Consider the following 24,476-nt stretch of genomic DNA (forward strand, 5'->3'; position numbering starts at 1 on the left):
GTACTGATCAGCGCGGCCCGCTAAGCAGAAGGCGTACGGCACGCATGGCACCTAGGGTACCGCAGCCCTTGAGCAAGCCGCGACGCGCTTCCGTATGCCTTGTGGACATGCCACGGACCCGACCAGAGCTGAATGAAGGTCAGGGATTACTTCGCGTAACACCCGCTAAAGGGCATCGACTCGGTCGCATTGTCCTTTGATAACAACGCAATAACTCAAACCTCGTACTGATCGGTATGGCGCCACCTAGAGTGCGGCGGCGGGACCGCTTTCCCGAAACTGCTCGGAGTTGCCCCCATGAACGCTCGTCGTAGTAACAGCTCGCTTCCCAGACCGGGCCGCTCGGCCTACGGGGTGGCGACCGCTGTCGCCCTGCTGCTCATACCCCTGGCCGTACAGGCCGGAGGCAGCCAGTTCCGCGACTTCCTGAACTTCGGCGCGGGCGTGCTGTCCCTGGTCGCGCTCAGCTGTTCGGTCATCTGGGGCCTCTTCGCCCAGGACCGGATCTTCCTGAACACGCGCCAGCGGATCGTCGGCCAGGCGGTGCACCGGACGACCGCGGTCGCCTCGATCGCGTTCCTGCTGCTGCACATCACCACCAAGATCGCGCTGGACCACACCCAGGTGATCGCCGCGGTCGTCCCGTTCTCCCTCGGCCTCACCGGAAGCGCCGGCCTGATCGGACTGGGTTCCCTGGCGGGCCTCCTGATGATCTTCGTGGGCGTCACCGGGGCCCTGCGCGGCAACTTCGCCGCCCCGGCTCCCGTCGCCGCCCGGTGGCGGGCCATGCACATGCTGGCGTACCCGGCCTGGTGCGCGGCCCTGGTCCACGGGCTCTACGCGGGCCGCCCGGCCAAGCCGGTCTTCGTGATCCTCTACAGCCTGTCCCTGCTGGGCGTGATGGGCGCCCTCGCGCTGCGCTCCGCACCGCGCCCGTTCAAACGGAAGGTCGCCGACCGACTCGTCGCGCTCCTGGGCAGCTCGGAGCGGCAGGACCTCGACGACCTGGACGCGAGCCGCTCCCGCGCCGCCGAGTCCGCCCTGCCGGGCTTCGAGGGCCGCCGCGACCCGCAGCCGCCCCGCGCTGACGTCCCGGCCTCCGCATCGCCGTACCAGACCCGCGCCACCTCCGCGTCGCCGTACCAGACCCGCGCCGCCTCCGCGTCGCCCTACGAGACCCCCGCCGTCCCGGCCGCGGAGCCCGTGTCCGGCTTCGCGGCCGCCTACCGCGCGGTCAGCACGCCGGGCCGCCCGCAGCAGCCGTACGCGGCCGGCCGGAGCATGCGCACCGGCATGCCGCTCGACCCGCAGGCCACGGAGGCGTTCCCGCGCGCGGAGAGCCCCTCCAGCACCTCGGGTTCCTGGCCGGTCCCCTCCCCGCCGCCGGTCGGCGAGGCTCCGCCGTCGGCGTACGACCCGCTCCAGGACACCGGACACACCGTCCCGGTCTACGGCAGTCCGGACACCTTCGGCTACGCCGGAAGTGACGTGTACGACACCGGTGAGTCGAACACCGCCTATGGCACGTACAACCGGGACGACACGTTCAACAGCGGTCCCGCCACCGAACCAAACCCCGGCACGCCGTTCGGCACGCCGGGTTCGGGCGAACCTTGGAACATGCCCTCCGGAGGCTACAGGTGAACGAGGCCCTGCCCGACGTCCCCGAGGTCCGCGTGGTCGGGCTTCCCCAGCTCACGTCGGGCTTCGACCTTGTGGAGCGGCTCGACCTGCCCATGCACCTGAAGGTGCACGGCCCGCTCGACCCCCTGGGCGGCGAACAGCTCGCCCAGCTCGCAGAGAACATCAACCTCAAGGGCCGCGGCGGCGCGGGCTTCCCCTTCCACAAGAAGCTGCGTTCCGTCGCCGAGTCGGCGATCAGACGCGGGGTGCGGCCGGTCGTCGTCATCAACGGCAGTGAGGACGAACCGGCCTGCCGCAAGGACACGGTGCTCATCAACCGTGCCCCGCACCTCATCCTGGACGGCGCCCTGCTGTGCGCCGAGGCCCTGGGTGCCCGCACGCTCGTGGTGGGGGTCACCCGGGAGTCCACCCAGCGCTCCATGGAGGCGGCGCTGGCCGAGCGCGGCCTCAGCAACAGCCGCCGGTCGGCCCTGCGCGCGTGGGTGCAGCGCAACCCGGTGCGCATGGTCACCGGCGCCGCCGCGTCGCTCATCCGCTCCATCGACGGCGGCCCGGCGATCCCGCCCGGCCGCAAGATCAGCGCCTCCAGGAGCGGCGTCGGCGGGGCACCCACCCTGCTGTCGAACGCCGAGACGTTCGCCCAGCTGGCCGTCGCCGCCCGCATCGGCCCGGAGCGCTACGGCAACACGGGCCTGTACGACGAGCCGGGCACCGTCATGCTCACGGTCTCCGGCGCCGTCGCCCGCCCCATGGTGATCGAGGTCCCCACGGGCGTGCCGCTGCGCTACGTCCTGCAGTTGGCCGGCGCCCCGCCGGTGCCTCAGGGCGTGCTGACCGGCGGCTACCACGGCAAGTGGATCGACGCGGCCACCGTCGACGAGACGATCGTCTCCCGCAACTCCCTGGACGCGGTGGGCGGTTCGCTGGGCGCGGGCGCGATCCTGCCGATCAGCCAGGACACGTGCCCGCTGGGCGAGTCGCTGCGGGTCGCGCAGTGGCTGGCCGAGGAGAGCGCCGGGCAGTGCGGCCCCTGCTACCTCGGCCTGCCCGCCGCCGCGCGGGGCATGGAGGACATCCTCAACGGCGGCGGGCCGGCCGCCCTGGAGGCGTTGAAGCAGGTCGCGAGGAACGTGAAGCGGCGCGGGGCGTGTTCGCACCCGGACGGCTCCGCGATGTTCCTCGAGTCGACCGTCAAGGCGTTCACCGACGACCTGGCCGCGCATGTCCTCGGAATCGGCTGCGGAAGGCCCGTGGCGGGCGTTCTGCCGCTCTTCGAGGGAGGCAGCGGCCCCGCGGGCATCCCGGGCGGCGGGGAGGCCGAGGAGGGCGGCGCCAGCCGTCAGAAGATCTACGTCGACTGGACGCTGTGCCGGGGCCACGGGCTGTGCGCGGACATCCTCCCGGAAGTCTTCGAACTGGGCGCCGACGGCTTCCCGACCGTCGCCCAGGCGCAGGTTCCGCGCTACGCGGAGGCGAAGGCGCTGCGGGCGGTGCGCCGCTGCCCGGCACTCGCGCTGCGCATCGAGGAGGACACACGCACGCAGGCGCCGGCGCGCAACCTGCCGGTGCTCTCCCAGAGCCGCGGCCGGCGGGCGCTGGGCCGCTGACCACACGGCGAGGGGCGGGTCACCGACCCGGGTGACCCGCCCCTTCCGCTCACTCGCTCGCCGTCGCCGCCGTCATCATCGTCATCGCCGTTGTCCACAACACGCCGAAGGCGGACCATCCGTTCGGATGATCCGCCTTCGATTCCTGTGGAGCTAAGGAGAATTGAACTCCTGACCTCCTGCATGCCATGCAGGCGCTCTACCAACTGAGCTATAGCCCCTTGTTCTGTTGTTTCGCCCGGTTCCCCCGGCGACGGGCTAAACATTACAGGCCGGTGGGCGCAGTACCAAATCGGTTTCGGGTTCACGCCGATACGGCCACTAATGTCGGTTTCCATGTCCGTGATCGCATCGCTCTCAGGCCGCCGCCGGGTGCCGTTCGCCCTGGTCACGTGCCTGCTGTCGTTCACGGTCTTCTGGGCCGCGCAACGGGCCGCGCACGTGTCGATGATCGACCTGATGGTGTACCGGGCGGAGGGAGCCACCGTCCGCGCGGGAGGCGACCTGTACGCGCTCCGGGCGACGGCGGACCACCTGCCCACCACCTACCCGCCCTTCGCGGCCCTGCTGTTCACACCGCTGACACTGCTCGACACCGCACTCCTGCGCATGCTGGCGACGGCCGGGAACCTCGCCCTCCTGGTGGTGTTCGTACGGCTGTCGCTGAAACTCGTCGGCCACGCGCGCGTGGAGACCGCCTGGTGGGTCGCGGCGCCGGCCGTGTGGTGCGAACCGGTGTGGACGACCCTGCGCTACGGCCAGGTCAATCTGCTGCTGGCCGCCCTGGTGCTGTGGGACCTGACCCGTCGCCCGGCCGGCGGGTACGACCGCTGGACCGGGGCGGGTCTGGGACTGGCCGCCGCGGTCAAGCTGACGCCGGCGCTGTTCCCGGTGCTCCTACTCGTCACCGGTGTCGTGGCGCACCTGAGGGGCGGGGACGGAGGACCCTGGCTGCGCCACGCGCGCGGGGCGGCCACCGCGTTCGCCGGCGCGACCCTCGTCGCGGCGGTCGCCCTGCCGTACGACTCGTGGCGGTTCTGGACGGACATGGTCGTCCGCACGAACCGGGTGGGTCATGCCGAGGACACAGCCAACCAGGCCCTGCGCGGCGTTCTGGCCCGCCTGCTGCACACGGGTGATCCGGGAGCCCTCTGGATCGCCTGCGCGGCCATGTCGGCGGCCTTGGGGCTCGCGGTGGCCGTCCGGGCGGAGTTGCGCGGGCGGCGGGCCTGGGCGGTGTGCGCCTGCGCGGCCACGGCACTGCTGATCAGCCCGGTGTCGTGGACGCACCACTGGGTGTGGTGCGTGCCCCTGGTGCTGCGGCTGTGGACGGCCCGGCTCCGGGTGGCCGCCCTGGGGACGTCGATCGTCTTCTGTTCGTACGCCCCCTGGTGGGTGCCGCACGGCACAGGCCGGCCCGAACTGCACCAGAACTTTGGCGAGTTAATGCTGTCGGCCCTCTACGGATGCGCGGGTGCGCTGTTCCTCGTGGCCGCCTGGACAACGTTGCCGGGACACGGACGCGACCGGGCCCCGGTCAGGCCGTCACAAAGGAGTAGAACCGCTTGAGCGTGCAGTGTTCCTCGAGCAGCCGCCCGTAGATCGGCTCGCCCTCGAGTTCACGGTAGGTCTCGATCGGGTCGCCTTTTATGATCAGCGCCCGTGCGCATTCCTCGCACCAGTACTGGTAGTCGGGATTGATCGGCTCCATGTCGCGGACGATCGGCGTACCACTGCCGCACCAGTCGCACTTCCGCCTGTGTGCACCCATCGATCAGCTCCAGCTGTGGCCGCAGGCCGTGCACACGGAGGAGATTCCGCCGTTGTCGCCGAGAACGTGGGCCACGTGCGCGGAACCGCAGGAAGGGCAGCTGAGCCGAGTACTGGTGTCCCGTATCAACGCCGCACCGAGGAGGTGGCCGACCTCCTCAAGGATGCTCGCAGGCATCGCTCTCCCTCCCGTCGGGTCGCGCCCCCTTCCGGCCGTTTGATTCTGCCACGGCCGGGCCAATACGGTCAGCGACGCCTCAGTACCAGTCCGGACACGGCTCCCACAGCCGCCGTCCCGGCCAGCGCCCACGCGGACACCGCGAACGCCTCCGCAGAGTTATACGCCGTCGGGACTCCGAGTGGCTCAAGCCGGTTGAGGAACAGTGTGCCGAACGCGGCGACGCCGATCAGCTGGCCGAGCTGGTTCACCGTGGCGAGAAACCCACTGGCGTCCGCCGCGTCCTCGGGCCTCACGGTCGCCAGGGCGCCGGTGAACGTGGGGCTGAAGGCGAGCGCGAGCCCGACGCCCACCGCGGCGTAGACCGCGTACACGACCCCTCCCCCGTCGCCCCCGCCGCGGAAGACCAGGCCCACGCCGGCCGCCCCCGCCGCGACCAGCACGAATCCGGCCGTCGTGAGCGCCCGCTGCCGGGGCCACCGGCGCCAGGTCAGGCTGACCACGCCGAAGACGACCGCGGTCGGCGCGAAGCTCAGGCCGGCCCGCAGCGGGCTGTAACCCAGCCCGGTCTGTATGTGCAGGGTCAGCGTGAACAGGAACCCCGCGTTGACGGCCATCACGGCCAGGATCCGGAACACGGCCAGCCCCATGCCGGGGTGACGCACGACCCGGGGTGCGATCAGCGGGGCCCCGCCCTTCCTCGCCAGCCGGGACTCGTAGGCGCAGAACAGAGCGAACAGGAGCACGGCGGCGCCCAGCGACAGCCAGGACCACAGCGGCCAGTCCTCCTCCTGCCCGAGCACCAGCGGCACCGTCAGCAGCGACACGGCCGCGGCAAGCAGGAGCAGTCCGGGTACGTCGAAAGCGCGGGCCCGCTCGCGCCCGGCTCCGCCACCCAGCGGAAGGACCTTCCTGCCCAGGACCAGCAGGAGCGCGCCCACCGGCACGTTGACCAGGAACACCGGCCGCCAGCCGGTCCCGAAGAGGTCGGCGCTGACCAGCACGCCGCCCACGACCTGCCCCGCCGCCGCGCCGACGGCCAGGACCGCCGAGTAGGCGCCGAGCGCCCTCAGCCGGGCCTCGCCGGTGAAGGTCCGCTGGATGAGGCTGAGGACCTGCGGGATCATCAGGGCCGAGCCGGCGCCCTGCACCAGCCGGAACACGATCAGCTGGGTCGCACCCTGCGCCAGACCGCAGGCGAGCGAGGCCGCCGTGAACAGGGCGAGCCCGGCGAGATGGACCCGGCCGTGGCCGAGGCGGTCGCCGAGCCGGGCGCCGGTGATCAGCAGGACGGAATAGGTGATGGCGTAGCCGGCGACCACCAGCTGCAGGTCGGCGCCCGAGGCCCGCAGCTCGGAGCCGATGGTGGGGGCCGCGACGTTCACGATGAACACGTCGAGGACCGCCATGAACAGGGCCGTGAGCAGGGCTCCGAGCAGGAGCCGGGACCGGTTGTCAGTGACGGGTGCTTCACTGTCAGTAGCGAGTACTCCGCCGCCAGCGGCAGGTGCTCCACCGCCAGTGGCACATGCTCCACTGTCAGCGGCGGATGCTTCACTGTCAGTGGCGAGTTCTTCACTGTCAGTGGCGGGTGCTTCACTGTTCGCAGGGTTGGAGGCGGGCAGGAAGTCCGACCCGGTACGGGATGTCGTCGTCATGGCGTCGAGCCTGACGACGGGCCGGTACAGGTGCCGAGTGCCCGCTGATGCTGGTACTGGCAGCACCTGGCAGTACCGGGGCCGGCCGCCGACGATGGGGACGGCACGACGGGGACGGCATGGCGGGGACGGAACGACGACGGGGACACAACGACGGGGAACGGGGAAAGACGACGATGGGGACGACGACGCAACGCCGCAGGCCGGAGCTGGCCTCCTTCCTGCGCGTCAGGAGGGCCCGGGTGACCCCGGCCGACGTGGGCATGCCGCCGGGGCTGCGGCGGCGCACCCCCGGGCTGCGCCGGGAGGAGGTCGCCCAGCTCTCGGGCGTGGGGGTGACCTGGTACACGTGGCTGGAGCAGGGCCGGCCGATCAACGCGTCGGCGCAGGTGCTGGACGCGGTCGCGCGGACGCTGCGGCTCGACCCGCCCGAGCGGGAGCATCTGTACCGGCTGGCGGAGGTGCCCTTCGAGCCGGCGCCGGAGGGCCTGACCCGCCGGGTCGACCCCGAGGTGCAGGGCATCATCGACGCGCTCGAACCGCTGCCGGCGGTGGTCTACAACTCGCGGTACGACATCCTGGCCACCAACCCGGTCTACCGCGACCTGTTCGTGGTGCCGCAGACCCTGCGGATCGGCGTGCCGAACGTGCTGTGGACTCTGTTCACGGTGCCGGAGGAGACGTGCCCGGTGATGCACCGGGACCGCGAGCTGCCGGTGATGGTGGCGACGCTGCGCTCGGCGTACGGCAGACACGTGGGCGAGCGGGCCTGGGAGGAGTACATACGCGGACTGTCGGCGGCGAGCCCCTACTTCGCCGAGCTGTGGGCGAGCGGCACGGTGACGCCTCCGGGGCCCCGGGTGAAGACCTTCCGGCACGAGGCGGTGAGCGTGATGCGGATGACCTCGCAGTCGCTGTCCGTCGACGGGATGCCGGAGTGCCGGATCGTGGTCTACACACCGGCCGACGAAGACTCACGCGCGAGGTCGCGTCGCTGAGAGGACCGAGGGAAGGGAGGCAGCCGGACCGGCCACCGATGGACGGGGAGGCCACCGAGAGTATTCGCCGGTGGAACCGGTGGAACACAGAAAATCCCGCCCCCTGAAGGGACGGGATCCTCATCACCGATCTTTGACAACTCAACAGAGTGTCGATCAGTGGAGCTAAGGAGAATTGAACTCCTGACCTCCTGCATGCCATGCAGGCGCTCTACCAACTGAGCTATAGCCCCTTGCGTTCTTCCCGCTCGGCGAGGCGAACAAGAAGAACTTTAGCCTGCGACCTGCCGGAAAGCGAAATCCGGGCCCCGGGCGGGGAACGGCGGCCATTCGGACCGCTCAGGTGTCGTCGCCGAGGACGGGCTCCGGGAGGGTGCCCGCGTTGTGCTCGAGGAGCCGCCAGCCGCGGGCGCCTTCGCCGAGCACGGACCAGCAGCAGTTGGAGAGGCCGCCGAGGCTCTCCCAGTGCTGCGCCTCAAGGCCCAGCAGCCGGCCGATGGTGGTGCGGATGGTGCCGCCGTGGCTGACCACCACGAGCGTGCCGTCCTCGGGCAGCTTCTCCGCGTGCCGCAGGACGACGGGGGCGGCGCGGTCGGCGACCTCGCTCTCCAGTTCGCCGCCGCCGCGGCGGACCGCCTCACCGCGCTTCCAGGCGGCGTACTGCTCGCCGTAGCTGGCGATGATCTCCTCATGCGTGAGCCCCTGCCACACGCCCGCGTAGGTCTCGCGCAGGTCCTCCTCGCGCGTGACCTCGAGGCTGGTGAGGGCCGCCAGTTCGGCGGCCGTGTTCGCGGCACGCTGCAGGTCCGAGGAGACGATGGCGTCGGGCCCCAGGGAGGCGAGCAGCCGGGCGGCGCGGCGGGCCTGGCCGATGCCGGTCTCGGTCAGCTCGACGTCCGTGGTGCCCTGGAAGCGGCGCTCCACGTTCCAGGCGGTCTGGCCGTGGCGCCACAGGATGATGCGGCGCCCGCGGTCCTTGCGGTCGCTCACCTCGCCCGTGGCGCCCATCACCACTGCCCGCCCGGCTCGTCGGCGGCCTCCGCGGCCTGCAGCTCGGCGTGCTCCTTGGCCTTGCCGCGGGTGGCCCTGGCGTCGTCGGGGAGCTCGATCTCGGGGCAGTCCTTCCACAGCCGCTCCAGGGCGTAGAAGACCCGCTCCTCGCTGTGCTGGACGTGGACGACGATGTCGACGTAGTCCAGCAGGATCCAGCGGGACTCGCGGTCGCCCTCGCGGCGCACCGGCTTGGCGCCGCACTCCTTCTGCAGGCGCTCCTCGATCTCGTCGACGATCGCCCTGACCTGGCGGTCGTTGGGAGCGGAGGCCAGCAGGAAGGCGTCCGTGATGGACAGCACGTCGCTGACGTCGTAGGCGATGACGTCGTGGGCGAGCTTGTCGGCCGCCGCCTGGGCGGCGGAGTTGATGAGCTCAAGGGAACGGTCGGTGGCGGTCACTACGTAGCTTTCGGTCGGGGGCGGAGATCGGCTGGGGTGGGGGCTCGGCCCCCACATGGCACAGCCCGTCGGCGGGTCACCAGATCTCAAGGGTCTCACGGACCACCCGGCGCACCCCACGTGAATATCGGTTCACGTGGAGTGCCCGGTCGGCGTCCGGGTCGTGGCCGAGGGCGTCCTCGCCCGTGTCGCGGCTCGCGTCCCGGTCAGGACGAGGGCTTGTAGTCCTGGCCGAGGACGACCAGGACGTCGGCACCGGAGGAGACCGTTCCCTTGCGCACCGAGCCGGCGGGCAGGCCCAGGGTCTTGGCGACCTCGGAGGCGCTCTCCTTGTCGGCGGCGTCGGCGTAGGTCACCGTGGACGCGGGCTGGGCGCCGGAGGCGGTACCGCCTTCGAGGAAGGTGAAGCCTCCGTTGAGGAGGACCACGCGGGCCTTCTCGGTGTCGTCCTTCACCCCGGTGGCGTTCTGGACGGAGACCCGGACCGCGGAACCGGCGTCGGGGCTCTTCGCGGTGCCTCCGAGGATGTCCTTGACGACGCTGTCGCTGGTCCGGGCGCTCAGTGTGCCGTCGGTCTGCACGGGCAGCAGGGCCGTCCTGTAGTCGCCGCCCTTGGCGAGATCGGCGAGCTTGGCGAGGAAGGTGCCGAGGTCCTTGTCGGTCAGGGGCGGGTCGAGGATCTGCGCGAGGGTCTGCACGGTGACCGTGGCGCCAGACGGGTCGGAGGAGATTTTACGCAGCACGCCCTGCATGACCTGCCCGAACCGCTCCAGCTGCGCGTTCTGGGCCTCGCCGGGGGCGCGGTAGGTGGCGTAGGCGACGGCCATCTTGCCGCTGAGGGTCTGGGCCTTGCCCCGGTGGACGAGCGGGGAGGCGCCCTTCTTCTTGGCATCCGGGTCGGGCACGTCGGTGTCGGTGTCGATCTCGATGTTGCCGACCAGGTCGACGAGGTTCTGCAGGTAGGGGGTGTCCAGTCGCCAGGTGCCCTGGATGCTGGTGCCGAGGACGGTGTCGAGCTGGTCGCGGGTGCCGGAGGAGCCGTCGTCGTCGACCGACTTGGCGAGGGTCGTGGTGGAGCCCGAATCGTCGGTCAGCGCGAGGGAGTTGGGCAGCAGGACGGTGGTGCCCTGCTTGGTGGTGGTGTTGTCGACCAGCAGGGCCGTGGAAGTGCCGCCCTTGCCGGTGTTGTGCAGGTGGACGACGATCACGTCGCGTTTCTGGGCGCCGGCCGCCGTCGCCGTGCCCGCCTTGGTGCCGGAGGAGGACAGGCCGGGCAGCTTCCCGGCGTACCAGAGGTAGCCGACACCGCCGGCGGCGACGAGGGCGAGGACGACGAGGAGGGCGATGACACGACTGCGGGCGCGGCGGCGGGCCTCCTCGCGGCGCTCGGTGCGGTTCTCGGTGAACTTCAGCCAGTCGATGACGTCCTCGGAGTCACCGTCCGGCTCCTCGACGAACGCGAACTGCTCGGTGCGGTAGTCCGGTTCGCCACCGGACGAGTGGTCCTCGGCCGGCTGCGGGGACCGGGGCGCCTGCGGCTGCGGCCACGCCTCCTGGGCCGGGCCGGGCTGCTGCGGGATGTGCGCGCTCTGCCCGGTGACCCGGGGCTGCTGCCCGCTCGTCGCCGCCTGACCGTAGGGGTCGTACGGGTCGGACCCCTGGGGGGCTCCGGTGCCGTAGGGGTCGTACGGGACGTAGGGGTTGCGCGGGTCGTGCGGGGTCTGGTCGCCGTAGGGGTCGTACGAGGGGGCGGCGGGCGGCTGTTGACCGGTGTCGTAGCCGCCGTAGCCATAGTCCTGCCGGCCGTACGGGTCGTAGCCCTGCTGCGGAGTCTGTTGTGCGGGGACCTGCTGGTAGACAGGCCGGCCGTACTCGTCGTAGCCGACGATCTCGTACTGGTCGCCGCCGTACCCAGCTTCGTATCGGTCGTTCACCGGTGCCCCTCTCGGCTCACTCGCCGCGGTACAGCTCGCGCTTGTCGATGTAGCGCACGACTCCGTCCGGCACCATGTACCAGATCGGGTCGCCCTTGGCGACTCTCGCACGGCAGTCCGTGGAGGAGATGGCCAGCGCCGGGACCTCGACCAGCGAGACACCGCCCTCCGGGAGGCCGGGGTCGGTCAGATGGTGGCCGGGGCGGGTGACGCCGATGAAGTGTGCCAGGGAGAAAAGCTCCTCCGAGTCGCGCCAGGTCAGCAGTTGGGCAAGGGCGTCTGCGCCGGTGATGAAGAAGAGGTCGGTGTCGGGGTTGAGGGCCCGCAGGTCGCGCAGGGTGTCCACGGTGTAGGTGGGGCCGCCGCGGTCGAGGTCGATACGGCTCACGGAGAACTGGGGATTCTCGGCGGTCGCGATGACCGTCATCAGATAGCGGTCCTCGGCCGGGGAGACCTTGCGGTGGGACTTCTGCCACGGCTGGCCGGTGGGCACGAACACCACCTCGTCCAGGTGGAACTGCGCGGCGACTTCGCTGGCCGCCACGAGGTGCCCGTGGTGGATCGGGTCGAACGTTCCGCCCATGACGCCGAGCCGGCGCTTGCCCGTGTGGGCAGAGCCGAGACCCGGTGGGTACGACGGGGTCTTCACCGTGCCGGTCGCCGTGTCGGCGTCATGAGCCGCGTCGGCGTACTGAGCCGCGTCGTCGGCCGCATGCGCGGCCGTCTCGTCCGCCGGACCGGTAGGCATGTCCTGCTCTCCCATGCGTGCAGACCCTACCGGCCCGTCCTGTGGCTCCCGGCCGGGGACCGGGTCCAGGTCAGCGGTCGCGGTTGAAGCGGGTGGTGATCCACAGCAGAAGCAGCAGGATGACCAGGGCACCTCCGCCGGTGATGGCCGGGTTCAGGCTGTTGTGGTTGCCACCGTGCTCGCCCTCGGCGGCGAGGGTGACCAGCTGGGCAGCGGCGCTGTGGAAGCTCATCTTCGGCAGGACCTATCGCGTGTGGGCGGGATAAAGACGTCGGCTCATCGTAAGCGGGCGACCCGGCGGCGATCACGCCGACTCCTCCATCGGGGAGGGCACAGGCGGGCAGCCGCCGGCACAAGGTGCTCTCCGGGGCGTCGCCGGGGAACTTTCCCGCGCTGTCAGTCGTCCTTGCGCTTGTAGCCGCGCAGCAGGAACCAGGCGGTCAGTGCGCAGCCCAGGACCATCACGATCAGGACGATACGGAGCAGATTCCCCGCCCCGTGCTGCTGGACGGCGCTCGTGGCGGCCTCGGTCAGCCAGGCGGCTGCGGGGTGGTGCTCCATGGCGTGGCTCCTTCGGCTGTACTGCCCGTCCACGGTATCCCCGCCTAGGCTGGGCACTGCTCCGGGGGCACAGGCACAGCGGGAACTCATACGCACATGGGGGATGACATGACCGACGGCGGCCACGAGCAGACCGGACACGAGCGCGTGCCGAGCAGGCAGCGCAGGCGGTTCCCGGAGATCTCCTCGCGTGCGTACGAGCATCCGTCCGACCGGTCGGCTCTGGTCGCGCTGCGCAAACTGAGCGGGTTCGACACCGTCTTCAAGACGCTCAGCGGGCTGCTGCCGGAGCGCAGTCTGCGGCTGCTGTTCCTGTCCGACTCGGTGCGGGTCTCCGAGCGGCAGTTCTCACATCTGCACGACATGCTGCTGGACGCCTGTTACATCCTGGACCTGGAGAAGGTCCCGCCGATGTACGTCAACCAGGATCCGCAGCCGAACGCGATGTGCATCGGGCTGGACGAGCCGATCATCGTGGTCACCACGGGCCTGGTCGAGCTGCTCGACGAGGAGGAGATGCGGGCGGTCGTCGGGCACGAGGTGGGGCACGCCCTGTCCGGGCACGCGGTGTACCGCACGATCCTGCTGTTCCTGACGACGATCGCGCTGAAGGTCGCCTGGATCCCGCTGGGCAACCTCGCGGTCATGGCGATCGTGACGGCGCTGCGGGAGTGGTTCCGCAAGTCGGAGCTGTCGGCGGACCGGGCGGGGCTGCTGGTGGGGCAGGATCTGCGGGCCTCGATGCGCGGCCTGATGAAGATCGCGGGCGGCAACCATCTTCACGAGATGAACGTGGACGCGTTCCTCGAGCAGGCCGAGGAGTACGAGTCCGGGGGCGATCTGCGCGACTCCGTGCTGAAGATCCTCAACGTGCTGCCCCGCTCGCATCCCTTCACCACGGTGCGGGCCGCCGAGCTGAAGAAGTGGGCCGGGACCCGGGACTACCAGCGGATCATGGACGGCCACTACCCGCGGCGCGGCGAGGACAAGGACACCAAGGTCAGCGACTCCTTCCGGGAGTCCGCGGCGAGCTACGCCAGCGATGTGAAGGACTCCAAGGACCCGCTGATGAAGCTGGTGTCGGATCTCGCGGGCGGTGCCGGTGACCTGGGCGGCCGGGTCCGCCGGGGCTTCGACGGCTTCCGCAGCCCGGCTCCGCCGAAGGACGCTCCGGGCGACACGCCGACCCCCGGCGAGGCCTGAGCCGCCTCCCGGCCCGCACCGCTCACACCGCCGGCCGGCCCGCACACCCCTACCCGACGAACCGCACACCCGCCGCCCGGACCGCTCACCCCTTCGGCTGGGCCTCGTTCGCCAGGGTGCCGCACAGGGACGGTGCGCTGTCCGTGGCGTAGGGGTTGGTGCCGGCCGGGCCGCCCGAACGGGCGCTCTGGCCGGACAGGAGGGGGCGGAGGTAGGAGACGGAGTCCTCCGCGCAGGACAGCGGGCCCGCCTGGGCGTAGGAGGAGACCAGCTGGGTCTGGCCCACGCGCAGGTCGTCCTCGTCGAAGCGGAAGGTCAGCGTGCGGCGGACGGTGAACAGGGACACCGGGGAGTGGTCCCCGGCGCCGACGGCGCGCAGGGCGTAGACGAAGGTGCTGTCGGAGCCGATCTCCAGGGTGGCCGAGTCGGTCTCGGTGGCCTGGAGAGTGCCCAGGACGCGGATCCGGTCGTCGGCGAGTTCGGCTCGGGAGGGGTCCAGCCGGACCAGCCAGCCGGTGGGGGCGTGTCGGCCGTCTGCGGTGGGGTGGTCGAAGCTCTGGTCGAACTGGTCGAGCTGGCCGGCGTCGAGGAGGGCTCGGGCCGGGCGGACCTGGCGGCCGGTGAGCACGCCGGGGTCGAGGGAGGACCGCACGAGGTAGTTCCTGGCGATGCTCAGCGCGGCCGTGACCTGGCTGTCGGAGAAGTGCGCGGTGCTGCGGGCGGCGGGCAGCGGGATCCCGGCGGCACCGACCTCGAACTGGGCGGCGGGGCTGTGCCGGTAGAGGGTGCCGGCGTCGGCGGCGCCGGACACCTTGCCCTGCGGGGCGAGCGGGATGACCGTCATCCGCAGGGGCTCGGTGGAAGGGCCGGTCTGCGGGGGGCCGTAGGGGTGACGGACGCCCATGTAGATCGCGGTGACGAAGGCGACGGCGATGAGCATGGCGAGGATGAGGAGCTGCCAGGTCAGTCCGCGGCGCAGGGGCGGGCGGCGGCGCACGGCGGGCGCGTGGTCGGCCATCCGCTCCTCGGCGGAGTACTCCTGGAGACGGGCAGCACGGACGAACGACTCGTCGAAGACGACGGATCGGTATTCGTCGTCCGCACCTCCGGGGCCGCCCTCGGGGGTCCCCTCCGGTGGGTCTCCAAGCCCGCTCATACTTTCAGAGTAGGTCTCACGGGCCTCGGGTAAACGCGCTGGTACGCGACAACTTCTGACAGGTGCTCACCAAAAGTGCGCGGGGCGCTCAGGGGGAGCGCGGGATGGCCGAGAAGGCCGGCTGGGCGGAGTCGGCGGAGACGGACGGGGCCGCGGCGGTGCCCTGCTCCAGGCCGGTGGAGGCGGGAGGCGGGACCTGGTCGCGGGTGCCCGAGGAGCCGCCCCGGTAGACCGCGGCGAAGGCCAGGGCGACCATGCCGATGCCCATCACGAGCGCGAGCACCCAGGCGACCGGACGGTGCCAGCGGACCTGCTTGCCGTAGGGGCCGGAGAAGTCGTCGTGATCGCCGAGGACGTAGCCGTCGTACAGCTCGTCGTCGTCCGGTTCGCCGTCGTCCCGATCATGACCGAAATCGGGTCCCTCGGGGCCGTACGCGTCGTCGTGGCGCTCGCCTCTGGCGTGGGCGCGGCGGGCCTCGGCCTCGGAGGCCTCGGCGCGTGCCTGGGCGGCGGCGAGGAGGCGTTCGACGGCGGTCGGCTCGTGGACCGCGGCCGCCCGTACGAAGGCCTCGTCGAAGACCACGGAGGCGAACTCTTCGTCCGACACCCCGCGGTCGTGGTCGTCGTCGGGGTCCCAGCCGTCGGGAAACGGCGTGCCCCCCACGTCCTCCGGCACGGATCCAGAGTAGACCTGGGGGGTCAATTTGGGCAGACGGTATGGAAATTCGTCTGCCCGGAAAGACGCCTTTCGGCCGCGGGACCGGTTCCGGGGCCGCGGCCGAGGGGGTGAATCTCAGCGGCGGACGTGCCCGTCGCCGGTGACGATGTACTTGGTGCTGGTCAGCTCCGGCAGGCCCATCGGGCCGCGGGCGTGCAGCTTCTGGGTGGAGATGCCGATCTCGGCGCCGAAGCCGAACTGGCCGCCGTCGGTGAAGCGGGTGGAGGCGTTCACGGCGACGGTGGTGGAGTCCACCAGCTGGGTGAAGCGGCGGGCGGCCGGCTGGGAGGTGGTGACGATCGCCTCGGTGTGGCCCGAGGTCCACAGCCGGATGTGCTCGACGGCCTTGTCGAGGGAGTCCACGACGGCGGCGGCGATGTCGTGGGAGAGGTACTCGGTCTCCCAGTCCTCGGGCACGGCCTCCACGACGGTCGCCTTGGAGTCCTCGGCGAAGGCCATGACCCGTTCGTCGGCGTGGACGGTGACGCCGGCCTCGGCCAGCGCGTCCAGGGCGCGCGGCAGGAACTCGGCGGCGATGTCCTGGTGGACCAGGAGGGTCTCGGCGGCGTTGCACACGCTGACCCGGTGGGCCTTGGAGTTGATCAGGATGTCGATGGCCATGTCGATGTCGGCGTGGGCGTCGACGTAGACGTGGCAGTTGCCGGTGCCGGTCTCGATCACGGGGACGATGGACTCGCTGACCACGGTCTGGATCAGGGAGGCGCCGCCGCGCGGGATGAGGACGTCGACGAGCCCCCGGGCGCGCATCAGTTCGCGCACGGACTCGCGGCTCTCCCCCGGCACCAGCTGGACGGCGTCGGCGGGCAGCCCGGAGCCGCCGACGGCGTCACGGATCACGCGGACGAGGGCGGTGTTGGACTCGTAAGCGGAGGCGGAGCCGCGCAGCAGGACGGCGTTGCCGGACTTCAGGCAGAGGGCGGCGGCGTCCACGGTGACGTTCGGGCGGGCCTCGTAGATGATGCCGACGACGCCGAGGGGCACGCGGACCTGACGCAGGTCGATGCCGTTGGGGAGGGTGGAGCCGCGGACGACCTCGCCGACCGGGTCGGGCAGCTTCGCGACGTCGCGGACGTCGGAGGCGATGGCGCGGATCCGCTCGGGGGTGAGGGTGAGCCGGTCGACGATGGCCTCGCTGGTGCCGTTCTCCCGGGCCTTGGCCACGTCCTTGGCGTTGGCCTCGACGATCTCGGCCGTGCGGACTTCCAGGGCGTCGGCGATGGCGAGCAGCGCGTCGTCCTTCACGGCGCGCGGGAGCGGCGCGAGGTCGGCGGCGGCGGCCTTGGACCGGTAGGCGGCCTGGGTGACCGGGGACATCGAGTCGTACGGCGAGAGCGTGGTCATGAGGGAAGGGTAGTGCGCGCGGTGCGCCGCCTCATCAGCTGTTCCACACCCCGAGACGGGATCAAAGGGGTGAATACGCGGCCCGCCTCGGTCCGCCCCGGCCTGCCACGGTGCGTCTCGGCCCGCCCCGACCCGCCTCAGCGCGTCTCGGTCCACCCCGACCCGCCCCGACCCGCCTCAGTGCGTCTCGGTCCACCCCGGCCCGCCCCGACCCGCCTCAGCGCGTCTCGGTCCGCCCCGACCCGCCCCGACCCGCCTCAGTGCGTCTCGGCCCACCCCGGCCCGCCCCGACCCGCCTCCGCCCGCCCCGTGCGTCGCCCGCGGATCAGAAGGGGTGCACGCCCACGGGGGTCGCCGGTGCGGGGCCGTAGCCCTCGGAGATGCGCTGGTGGTAGGTCTCGCGGTCGATGACCTCCAGGCCGACGATCTCCCAGGGCGGCAGGCCTGCGCTCTGCCGGTGCTCGCCCCACAGGCGCAGGGCGACGGCGGCCGCGTCGTGGAGGTCGCGGGCTTCCTCCCAGTACCGGATCTCCGCGTGGTCGTCGGCGTATCTGCTGGTCAGCAGGAAGGGGTGGTCGTGGGCGAGCTGTTCCAGAGCGCGCCGCAGGTCCTGCACGGGGACGCGCTCCCCGGCGACACTGAGGGTGACGTGCCACAGGCGGGGCAGGTCCTTGGGCTCCTCGTAGGCGTCTCCGGCCGCGACGCTCGTCAGAGCACCGCGGGACGCCGCCCCAGGACGGACTCGTCTCACGACGGCCTCCTTCACGCATGGCCCCTTGACGGAACGTGTCCCTTCAACATGTCCCCGAGACAAAGTTGAGCAGGCCTCCAGGCTCCGTGGGGCGGTTTTACGGAACGTCCCCCACTGGGGCGGTCCTCACGGCCCGCTCCACGGGCGGTTTCCACAGCGGTTCCGTCCCGCTTCCCGGCCGCCTCCGTACCGCTTCCATCCCGCTTCCCGGCCGGATCCGCGCCGGTCAGGCGTGCAGAAGCACCAGGTCGTCGGCGTGGACGACCTCACGCTCGTAGGCCGGGCCCAGTTCGCGTGCCAGCTCCCGGGTCGAACGCCCGATCAGCTGGGGGATCTCCTTGGCGTCGAAGTTGACGATCCCGCGCGCCACCGCGCGCCCGGTGCCGTCGCGCAGCTCGACGGGGTCGCCGGCGCTGAACTCGCCGTCGACGGCGGCGATCCCGGCGGGCAGCAGGGAGGTGCGCCGCTCGACGACCGCACGGACGGCGCCGTCGTCGAGGGTGAGGGAGCCCTGCGGGGTGGAGGCGTGCTGGAGCCACAGCAGCCGGTCGGCGGAGCGCTTGCCGGTGGGGTGGAAGTAGGTGCCGGTGTCGCCGCCGGAGAGCGCGTCGGCCGCGTGGACGGCGCTCGTCAGCACCACGGGGATGCCGGCGGCGGCGGCGATCCGGGCGGCCTCGACCTTGGTGACCATGCCGCCGGTGCCGACGCCGGCCTTGCCCGCGCTGCCGATCTCGACCTCGGCGAGGTCTTCGGGCCCGCGGACCTCCGCTATCCGCGAGGTGCCCGGCCTGCTGGGGTCGCCGTCGTAGACGCCGTCGATGTCGGAGAGGAGGACGAGCAGGTCGGCGTGGACGAGGTGGGCGACGAGGGCGGCGAGGCGGTCGTTGTCGCCGAAGCGGATCTCGTCGGTGGCGACGGTGTCGTTCTCGTTGACGATGGGGAACGCGCCCATCGCGAGCAGCTTGTCCAGGGTGCGCGAGGCGTTGCGGTGGTGGGCGCGGCGGCTCATGTCGTCGCTGGTGAGCAGGACCTGGCCGACACGGACGCCGTAGCGGGCGAAGGAGGCGGTGTAGCGGGCGACGAGCAGGCCCTGGCCTACGCTGGCGGCAGCCTGCTGGCGGGCCAGGTCCCGCGGCCTGCGACGCAGTCCCAGCGGGGCGAGACCGGCGGCGATGGCACCGGAGGAGACCAGGACGATCTCCCGCTCTCCCCCGCCCACCCGTCTCCCGCCACCACCCTCAACCGAGGCCCTTCGGGCCGCCCCCTCGTTTCGGATCTTCGCCAGGACATCGACCAGCGCGTCGACGCGGTCCGCGTCCAGGCCTCCCGCGGCGGTGGTCAGTGACGAGGAGCCCACCTTGACGACGATCCTGCGTGCCTCGCGCACGGCCCGCCTCGCCCCCGCCACCTCGCCGCCGGCCTCTTCGCGTCCGTTCAACTGCACGTCCTTGTCCACGTGCCGAATCTACGTGAGTCGGGGTGGTTACCGTGCATTCGTCCAGCACACGGACGGCACTCGTCCGGCCGCTCGGACACGTTCGCGCGGAGGGTGCCCGCCGAGGACGTCACCGTGGTCACGGAGGGCGCCTCCGTAGTTGATGACGCGTCGAATGCCCTCTCGTAGAAGATCGGCGAGTGCCGCGCGAGGGGGGAATGCGGACGGATTGTGGTGTAACGGTGCAGTCACTGAAACCATGTCGGACCGCAAGAGCTTCTGTGACAAATGCGGTTCGCAAGGGATCGGCGATACGTTATCGGCGATACGCGATCAACGTCCAAGCGCCCTGATCCATGCGGGAGATGGCGGCCTCGACGGAAGCGCAGTCGGCACAGTGACGAAGAGCACGCCCGAAGCGCGGCAGCGGAGCGTGAGAAGAAAGGGCAGGTCGGCGAGCACGTCCGTACGCAGCGTGACACCTCGGTGACAATGGCGACCGGCGGTAAACCGCTATGCTCCGTGTCCTGTACGAAGGCGGGTTTATGACTAAGTCGGGCCGGGCCGCCGGCGTCCAATGCGGGCATTAGCCCGCGGAACGCGGTCCCTTGAGGCGGCAAGGGCAGCGCGGCAGTGGCCCCCGTCACGACTTAGGGCTGCCCTGGACCAGTAGGCTATGCTCCCACAGCCGCCCTACCTGGCGCAGGCAGGCCTCGTCGCCGTCGCGCAGGCCTCATAGTTGCGCGGCGGTTCCACAGACGGAAGGACAACGATGGCGCGTTGCTCGATAGCGGCGATTTCCTGGGAACGTGTTCACCTTTCACTCACGGCGATCGTGTCGGACTTCACTGGGGATTCTAGTGCCCTCCGCTTCCTGATCGTCGATGGTGAGCGTGAGTTCCTGGTGAATTCTCGGCAAATGGACGCCGAACAGCACCGCTTGGAGATCAACGTCACCAACTTCCAGGACCGCCGTCAGGTGCCCAACGGTACGTGGCGGATCGTCCCGGTGATCGGCGAGGAGCGGCTGCCGGCCGCGGACTTCGACCTGACTGCCATTGACCGCCTGGACGTTGACTCCCGTACCTTCCTCTACGACCGCAACCGCACCGCGTACGTCATCGCCTTCGGTATCTCGGACGACGACGAGAACCCCGAGTTCCTCATGCGGACGTACCAGCTGTTCCGCAGCGCAGGGCCGAGCAAGGGTTCGAAGGGGCCGAAGGGCCCGAAGGCGCCGCTGGGCAAGCGACTTGGGCTGAAGGTGTTTCCGCGGGCCCGGCGCCGCAAGCTCGCCAATCGCGTCTACACCCTCTCGCGCCGCCTGAATCCGCCGCGCGGCAACAAGATTCTGTTCGCCTCCGAGATGCGCACCGGACTCGGCGGCAACCTGGCGCGCGTCCACGACCGGATGATCGAGCGGGGCCTCGACAAGCAGTACACGTTCCGCCACTCGTTCCGGATTCCGACCACCGCCAACAAGTGGAGCACGCTGCGGCTCATCTACCTGCTGGCGACGTCGGACGTCGTGCTGATGGACGACTACTTCGGGCTCATCGCCCAGTTGGGCATCTCCCCCAAGACCAAGATCATCCAGCTCTGGCACGCCGGCAGCGGGTTCAAGTCGGTCGGCTACAGCCGGTTCGGGCGTTACGGTTCGCCGAAGCTGACGAACGCCCACCGCAAGTACACGTACGTGATCACCGGCTCCAAGCATCTTGTGCCGGTGTACGCCGAGGCGTTCGGCATCGAGGAATCGGCGGTCATACCGACGGGCCTGCCCCGAATAGACACGTTCCTCGACAAGGAGCGGACGGGCAAGGTCGTCGAGGACTTCTACACCGCCAACCCGAAGCTCAAGGGCAAGAAGATCGTGCTGTTCGCGCCGACCTTCCGCGGGAAGAGCATCGGCGACGCGCACTACGACTACGACCGCATCGACTTCGCGAAACTCCACGAGGTCTGCGGGGACAAGTACGTCGTACTCTTCCGGATGCACCACTTCATATCGGAGCCCGTGCCGATCCCCGCGGAATTCTCGGACCGACTGCTGGACTTCGCGTCGTTCCCGGACACCAACGATCTGCTCCAGGTCACCGACGTACTCGTCACCGACTACTCCTCGGTCATCTACGAGTACACGCTCCTCGACCGGCCGATCCTGTTCTACGCGTACGACAAGGACACCTATTCGGTGATCCGCGGATTCCACCGCGACTACGACGCCGTTGCTCCCGGCAAGATCTGCGTGACCTTCGACGAACTCCTCAAGGCCATACAGGACGAGGACTACGACACGTCGAAGGTCGCGGAGTTCCGGCGGGAGAACTTCGACTTCGTCGACACCAATTCGGCGGACCGGGTGATCGACTGGCTGGTGGTCGGCGATCCCCATGACAGTAAGACGGGCAGCGACCATCACTGGCTCGATCTCGCCCCGGACGACACGGCGGTGGGCGACCAACCGCTCAGCGACCAGTCGGAGGCATGAACCGTGAACATTGCATTGCTTTTCGCAGGCGGCATCGGGTCGAGGATGAACTCCCGCGCCCTCCCGAAGCAGTTCCTGGAGATCCACGGCAAGCCGATCATCATCCACACCCTTGAGCACTTCGAGGCGCACCCGGATATCGACGGCATCGCCATAGCGATCCTTCCCGAATACCGCGAGCTCATGGAGAAGATGCTCAAGCGGTACGAGATCGAGAAGGTCCGGTGGGTCGTCGACGGCGGCAGGACCGGTCAGGAGTCGCGGCACAACGCCCTCAAGGCGGTCGCCGCGGACTGCCCCGAGGACACCGTCGTACTGATCCATGACGGCGTGCGGCCGCTGATCGACGCGAACCTCATCAGCGCCAACATCGAGACCGTCCAGGAGCACGGCTCCGCCATCACCTGCACCAAGTTCAACGAGACCGTCGTGTCGAGCGCGGACGAGCACATCGACGACGTGATCCCGCGCGACCACATCTACGCCGCGCAGGCCCCGCAGAGCTTCCGCCTCAACCAGATCCTGTCGCTGTACGACCGCGCGGTCTCCGAGGGCGAGCACGACACCATCGACTCCTGCTCCCTCATGCACCGGTACGGCCACAAGCTGTACCGCGTGGTGGGCCCCCGCTCGAACATAAAGATCACGACGGCCGAGGACTTCTATCTGTGCCGGACGTTCTTCGAGATCATCGAGAACCAGCAGATCGGTGGGATGTGAGTCCCGTGACCACCGTCTCCAGCGCCGTCGTGGCGCACGACCTCGACGAGATCCTCGACCGTGACCTGCCGTGGAGTGAGCTGGCCGGCTGCTCCGTGCTGGTCACCGGCGCCAGCGGCATGCTGCCGTCGTACGCCGTCTACACCCTGCTGGCGCTGAACGACCGGCACGGGCTGGGCATCACCGTGCACGGTCTGGTGCGCAACGAGGAGAAGGCCAGGCGTCTGCTCGCGGACGTGCTCGACCGCCCGGACTTCCACCTCGTCGTCCAGGACGTGTCGGCTCCGCTGGAGCTGGACGGCCCCGTCGACTACGTGATCCACGGGGCGAGCGCCGCGCGGCCCGCCCTGCACGGCAGCCAGCCGGTCATGACGATCAAGGCCAATCTGGTCGGCACGTTCAATCTGCTCGACCTGTGTGTGGCGAAGGCCAGCCGCGGATTCGTGCTGATGTCCTCGGCGGAGGTCTACGGCGCCCAGGTCCCGGAGACCGAGCTGATCGACGAGCAGAGCTACGGCGGCTTCGACATCCTCAACCCGCGGGCCTGCTACGCCGAGGGCAAGCGGGCCGCGGAGACGATCTGCGTGAGCTACCAGGCTCAGTACGGCATCGACTGCCGCGTCGTCAGGTTCGGCCACATCTACGGCCCGGGGATGGCGCTGGACGACGGGCGGGTGCAGGCCGACTTCGCGGCGAACGTGGTGGCCGGCAAGGACATCGTGCTCAACAGCGACGGTTCCGGCGTGCGGACCTACACGTACGTGGCCGACGCCATCGCGGGCATGTTCTACGCGCTGCTCCGTGGTGACCAGGTGGCCTACAACGTGGCGGACCCGGCCGGTCTGGTCTCCATCCGGCGCCTGGCGGAGCTGTTCACCCAGGTGCACCCGGAGCGTGGGCTGCGACTGCGGTTCAGCAACGAGTCCGACGAGCGCTCCTACAGCCTGACCAAGAAGCAGGGCCTGGACAGCGCCCGGCTGGCGGGCCTGGGCTGGCGCCCGGTGGTCGAACTTCCGGCGGGGCTGCACCGTATGGTGACCCATCTGGAGTCGGTCGCCGAGAAGGCGTAGCTCTCCGCGCACCAGCGGGAATCATCATCTGACAGCAGATCACCCCGGTACGGACCTTCATCCGTACCAGGGTGATCTGCTGTCAGATGCCAGGCTCAGGCCTTCCGGGAGGGCAGAAGCTTCCGGGCCAGCCGCCGCACCGGTGCCGGCAGGCGTCGGGCCAGCCGCCGCGGTGCCGTCTTGACCTGCGGCCGCACGGTCGGCGCCGCCATGACCGCCTCGTCATCGGTGAGGTTCCAGTACTTCGGGGACTTCTCACCCTTGCGCGGATACTGCTCGTTCGGACGGCGCGGTACGACCTCGGGGCGCTCCCAGGCGATGTCGCGCCGCACCACACGCGCCGGTGCCCCGACCGCGACGCAGTTGTTGGGAATGGCCGAGGTCACGATGGAACGGAAACCGATCACCGAGCCGTTGCCGATGGTGACGCCGCCCATCACGACCGCGTGCTTCGCGATCCAGACGTGCTCGCCCACGACGATCGACTGGGACGGGTTCATACGCTTCTCGGTGCGCACGTCGAAAATCGGGTGGGTGTCGTCGCCGCGCACCTCGATGTTCTTGGCGAACATCACGTCGTCACCGATCGTCACCGATACGCCTTCGACGGCGGAGATGAAGGTGCGACCCGCGCAGCCCACGTTCTCGCCGATCCAAATCCGGGACTCGTGCCCGCAGCGCAATTCGAAGCGGAGACCGGCGCGCTTCTTCGTGGTCGGACCGATCTCGATCTTCCCGTCGTTTCCCGAGAAGGTGATGAGAAGGTCTCGTATATCCGCCTCGGGGCTGATCACAAGGGTATTGTTCGACCCCTTGAACCGGATATCGATCTTGTCCTCACGGATTTCTCCGTCGTAGACGATCTCATTTCCCTGATCGTCCTTGTAACGCTCGAGCTTGTGCAGTTGCAGCATCGCTTCCGAGGGTGCGCCCTAGACCGCGTTAGGTCGGACCAGTCCCTCGCACCTCCGTTCCAGCCTTGGGTTCGCATTTAAGCTATCAGATGACTCTGTTGGTGAGA

General features: G+C 70.0%; 23 protein-coding genes and 2 tRNA genes. 8 read left to right on the plus strand and 17 right to left on the minus strand.

What is annotated here, in order from left to right; translation table 11 throughout:
• Nucleotides 1–297: 297 nt before the first annotated feature.
• Together ACGFYV_RS13810 and ACGFYV_RS13815 are read left to right on the plus strand one after the other, a co-directional pair.
• Entirely contained in the window at nt 298–1,644 is a 1,347-nt protein-coding gene (locus tag ACGFYV_RS13810) for a cytochrome b/b6 domain-containing protein (RefSeq protein WP_393878572.1), read from the plus strand.
• Entirely contained in the window at nt 1,641–3,251 is a 1,611-nt protein-coding gene (locus ACGFYV_RS13815; RefSeq protein WP_393878573.1) for an NADH-ubiquinone oxidoreductase-F iron-sulfur binding region domain-containing protein, read from the plus strand. Before ACGFYV_RS13810 ends, ACGFYV_RS13815 begins: the two co-directional genes overlap by 4 nt.
• A gap of 148 nt (nt 3,252–3,399) precedes the next feature.
• Here the strand turns inward: ACGFYV_RS13815 and ACGFYV_RS13820 are convergent.
• Nucleotides 3,400–3,472, minus strand: a tRNA-Ala gene (locus tag ACGFYV_RS13820).
• A gap of 115 nt (nt 3,473–3,587) precedes the next feature.
• Between ACGFYV_RS13820 and ACGFYV_RS13825 the strand changes: the two genes are divergently transcribed.
• The gene (locus ACGFYV_RS13825; protein ID WP_393878574.1) at nt 3,588–4,820 is read left to right on the plus strand and encodes a glycosyltransferase 87 family protein; all 1,233 of its coding nucleotides are present in this window, start codon (nt 3,588–3,590) and stop codon (nt 4,818–4,820) included.
• Here the strand turns inward: ACGFYV_RS13825 and ACGFYV_RS13830 are convergent.
• From ACGFYV_RS13830 to ACGFYV_RS13840, 3 genes are all read right to left on the minus strand, one after another.
• Complete coding sequence (locus tag ACGFYV_RS13830; RefSeq protein ID WP_006136074.1) at nt 4,789–5,022, minus strand: hypothetical protein; 234 nt, start codon at nt 5,020–5,022, stop codon at nt 4,789–4,791. The genes ACGFYV_RS13825 and ACGFYV_RS13830 overlap by 32 nt on opposite strands.
• Before the next feature lie 3 nt (nt 5,023–5,025).
• On the minus strand, nt 5,026–5,199 hold the full coding sequence (locus tag ACGFYV_RS13835) for a hypothetical protein (RefSeq protein ID WP_393878575.1): 174 nt from the start codon (nt 5,197–5,199) through the stop codon (nt 5,026–5,028).
• 68 nt (nt 5,200–5,267) lie between these two features.
• Nucleotides 5,268–6,626: an MFS transporter gene (locus ACGFYV_RS13840; RefSeq protein WP_393878638.1), complete on the minus strand. Its 1,359-nt coding sequence runs from the start codon at nt 6,624–6,626 to the stop codon at nt 5,268–5,270.
• A gap of 407 nt (nt 6,627–7,033) precedes the next feature.
• Between ACGFYV_RS13840 and ACGFYV_RS13845 the strand changes: the two genes are divergently transcribed.
• Nucleotides 7,034–7,855, plus strand: a complete 822-nt coding sequence (locus ACGFYV_RS13845) for a helix-turn-helix transcriptional regulator (protein ID WP_393878576.1) — start codon at nt 7,034–7,036, stop codon at nt 7,853–7,855.
• 160 nt (nt 7,856–8,015) lie between these two features.
• Here ACGFYV_RS13845 and ACGFYV_RS13850 read toward each other — a convergent pair.
• The 7 genes from ACGFYV_RS13850 to ACGFYV_RS13880 form a co-directional block, all read right to left on the minus strand.
• Nucleotides 8,016–8,088: transfer RNA gene (locus ACGFYV_RS13850), tRNA-Ala, on the minus strand.
• Nucleotides 8,089–8,194: 106 nt separating this feature from the next.
• Complete coding sequence (locus ACGFYV_RS13855; protein ID WP_393878577.1) at nt 8,195–8,863, minus strand: histidine phosphatase family protein; 669 nt, start codon at nt 8,861–8,863, stop codon at nt 8,195–8,197.
• The gene (gene rsfS / locus ACGFYV_RS13860) at nt 8,863–9,306 is read right to left on the minus strand and encodes a ribosome silencing factor (protein WP_393878578.1); all 444 of its coding nucleotides are present in this window, start codon (nt 9,304–9,306) and stop codon (nt 8,863–8,865) included. The genes ACGFYV_RS13855 and rsfS overlap by 1 nt, the downstream gene beginning before the upstream one ends.
• 206 nt (nt 9,307–9,512) lie before the next feature.
• Entirely contained in the window at nt 9,513–11,240 is a 1,728-nt protein-coding gene (locus tag ACGFYV_RS13865; RefSeq protein ID WP_393878579.1) for a LytR C-terminal domain-containing protein, read from the minus strand.
• A 16-nt stretch (nt 11,241–11,256) separates the two neighbouring features.
• Nucleotides 11,257–12,003: a nicotinate-nucleotide adenylyltransferase gene (nadD, locus tag ACGFYV_RS13870; RefSeq protein ID WP_393878580.1), complete on the minus strand. Its 747-nt coding sequence runs from the start codon at nt 12,001–12,003 to the stop codon at nt 11,257–11,259.
• Between the two features lie 55 nt (nt 12,004–12,058).
• Nucleotides 12,059–12,220 (minus strand): hypothetical protein, encoded by a 162-nt coding sequence (locus ACGFYV_RS13875; RefSeq protein WP_393878581.1) that lies wholly within the window; start codon nt 12,218–12,220, stop codon nt 12,059–12,061.
• A gap of 164 nt (nt 12,221–12,384) precedes the next feature.
• Entirely contained in the window at nt 12,385–12,549 is a 165-nt protein-coding gene (locus tag ACGFYV_RS13880; protein ID WP_393878582.1) for a hypothetical protein, read from the minus strand.
• A gap of 108 nt (nt 12,550–12,657) precedes the next feature.
• On the opposite strand from ACGFYV_RS13880, the gene ACGFYV_RS13885 reads away from it, so the two are divergent.
• Nucleotides 12,658–13,752: a M48 family metallopeptidase gene (locus ACGFYV_RS13885; protein ID WP_393878639.1), complete on the plus strand. Its 1,095-nt coding sequence runs from the start codon at nt 12,658–12,660 to the stop codon at nt 13,750–13,752.
• Between the two features lie 85 nt (nt 13,753–13,837).
• On the opposite strand, the gene ACGFYV_RS13890 is transcribed toward ACGFYV_RS13885, so the two are convergent.
• The 5 genes from ACGFYV_RS13890 to proB all read right to left on the minus strand — a co-directional run bounded on the left by ACGFYV_RS13890 (nt 13,838) and on the right by proB (nt 19,126).
• A complete protein-coding gene (locus tag ACGFYV_RS13890) occupies nt 13,838–14,908 on the minus strand; it encodes a hypothetical protein (RefSeq protein WP_393878583.1) in 1,071 nt (356 codons plus the stop codon).
• Between the two features lie 88 nt (nt 14,909–14,996).
• The gene (locus tag ACGFYV_RS13895; RefSeq protein ID WP_393878584.1) at nt 14,997–15,611 is read right to left on the minus strand and encodes a hypothetical protein; all 615 of its coding nucleotides are present in this window, start codon (nt 15,609–15,611) and stop codon (nt 14,997–14,999) included.
• 90 nt (nt 15,612–15,701) lie between these two features.
• A complete protein-coding gene (locus ACGFYV_RS13900; protein ID WP_393878585.1) occupies nt 15,702–16,988 on the minus strand; it encodes a glutamate-5-semialdehyde dehydrogenase in 1,287 nt (428 codons plus the stop codon).
• 325 nt (nt 16,989–17,313) lie between these two features.
• On the minus strand, nt 17,314–17,739 hold the full coding sequence (locus ACGFYV_RS13905) for a hypothetical protein (protein ID WP_393878586.1): 426 nt from the start codon (nt 17,737–17,739) through the stop codon (nt 17,314–17,316).
• 226 nt (nt 17,740–17,965) lie between these two features.
• Nucleotides 17,966–19,126, minus strand: a complete 1,161-nt coding sequence (gene proB, locus ACGFYV_RS13910; protein ID WP_393878640.1) for a glutamate 5-kinase — start codon at nt 19,124–19,126, stop codon at nt 17,966–17,968.
• 967 nt (nt 19,127–20,093) lie between these two features.
• Here proB and ACGFYV_RS13915 point away from each other — a divergent pair.
• Genes ACGFYV_RS13915 through ACGFYV_RS13925 form a run of 3 tightly spaced genes read left to right on the plus strand, consistent with a single transcriptional unit; the run spans nt 20,094 to nt 23,455 of the window.
• Nucleotides 20,094–21,665, plus strand: coding sequence for a CDP-glycerol glycerophosphotransferase family protein (locus ACGFYV_RS13915; RefSeq protein WP_393878587.1), 1,572 nt, complete (start codon nt 20,094–20,096; stop codon nt 21,663–21,665).
• Nucleotides 21,666–21,668: 3 nt separating this feature from the next.
• A complete protein-coding gene (locus ACGFYV_RS13920; RefSeq protein ID WP_393878588.1) occupies nt 21,669–22,385 on the plus strand; it encodes a 2-C-methyl-D-erythritol 4-phosphate cytidylyltransferase in 717 nt (238 codons plus the stop codon).
• Nucleotides 22,386–22,390: 5 nt separating this feature from the next.
• On the plus strand, nt 22,391–23,455 hold the full coding sequence (locus tag ACGFYV_RS13925) for an NAD-dependent epimerase/dehydratase family protein (RefSeq protein ID WP_393878589.1): 1,065 nt from the start codon (nt 22,391–22,393) through the stop codon (nt 23,453–23,455).
• 95 nt (nt 23,456–23,550) lie between these two features.
• On the opposite strand, the gene ACGFYV_RS13930 is transcribed toward ACGFYV_RS13925, so the two are convergent.
• Complete coding sequence (locus tag ACGFYV_RS13930) at nt 23,551–24,369, minus strand: acyltransferase (protein ID WP_393878590.1); 819 nt, start codon at nt 24,367–24,369, stop codon at nt 23,551–23,553.
• Nucleotides 24,370–24,476: the final 107 nt, after the last annotated feature.

This window comes from Streptomyces sp. NPDC048297 (assembly GCF_043201585.1).
GTDB lineage: Bacteria > Actinomycetota > Actinomycetes > Streptomycetales > Streptomycetaceae > Streptomyces.

Coding starts and splice junctions, on each gene's coding strand:
- nadD (WP_393878580.1), bottom strand. CDS start 12,003: ATGGGAGAGCAGGACATGCCTACCGGTCCGGCGGACGAGACGGCCGCG.
- ACGFYV_RS13855 (WP_393878577.1), bottom strand. CDS start 8,863: ATGGGCGCCACGGGCGAGGTGAGCGACCGCAAGGACCGCGGGCGCCGC.
- ACGFYV_RS13890 (WP_393878583.1), bottom strand. CDS start 14,908: ATGAGCGGGCTTGGAGACCCACCGGAGGGGACCCCCGAGGGCGGCCCC.
- ACGFYV_RS13875 (WP_393878581.1), bottom strand. CDS start 12,220: ATGAGCTTCCACAGCGCCGCTGCCCAGCTGGTCACCCTCGCCGCCGAG.
- ACGFYV_RS13845 (WP_393878576.1), top strand. CDS start 7,034: ATGGGGACGACGACGCAACGCCGCAGGCCGGAGCTGGCCTCCTTCCTG.
- ACGFYV_RS13880 (WP_393878582.1), bottom strand. CDS start 12,549: ATGGAGCACCACCCCGCAGCCGCCTGGCTGACCGAGGCCGCCACGAGC.
- ACGFYV_RS13825 (WP_393878574.1), top strand. CDS start 3,588: ATGTCCGTGATCGCATCGCTCTCAGGCCGCCGCCGGGTGCCGTTCGCC.
- ACGFYV_RS13830 (WP_006136074.1), bottom strand. CDS start 5,022: ATGGGTGCACACAGGCGGAAGTGCGACTGGTGCGGCAGTGGTACGCCG.
- ACGFYV_RS13930 (WP_393878590.1), bottom strand. CDS start 24,369: ATGCTGCAACTGCACAAGCTCGAGCGTTACAAGGACGATCAGGGAAAT.
- ACGFYV_RS13885 (WP_393878639.1), top strand. CDS start 12,658: ATGACCGACGGCGGCCACGAGCAGACCGGACACGAGCGCGTGCCGAGC.
- ACGFYV_RS13835 (WP_393878575.1), bottom strand. CDS start 5,199: ATGCCTGCGAGCATCCTTGAGGAGGTCGGCCACCTCCTCGGTGCGGCG.
- ACGFYV_RS13900 (WP_393878585.1), bottom strand. CDS start 16,988: ATGACCACGCTCTCGCCGTACGACTCGATGTCCCCGGTCACCCAGGCC.
- ACGFYV_RS13810 (WP_393878572.1), top strand. CDS start 298: ATGAACGCTCGTCGTAGTAACAGCTCGCTTCCCAGACCGGGCCGCTCG.
- ACGFYV_RS13915 (WP_393878587.1), top strand. CDS start 20,094: ATGGACGCCGAACAGCACCGCTTGGAGATCAACGTCACCAACTTCCAG.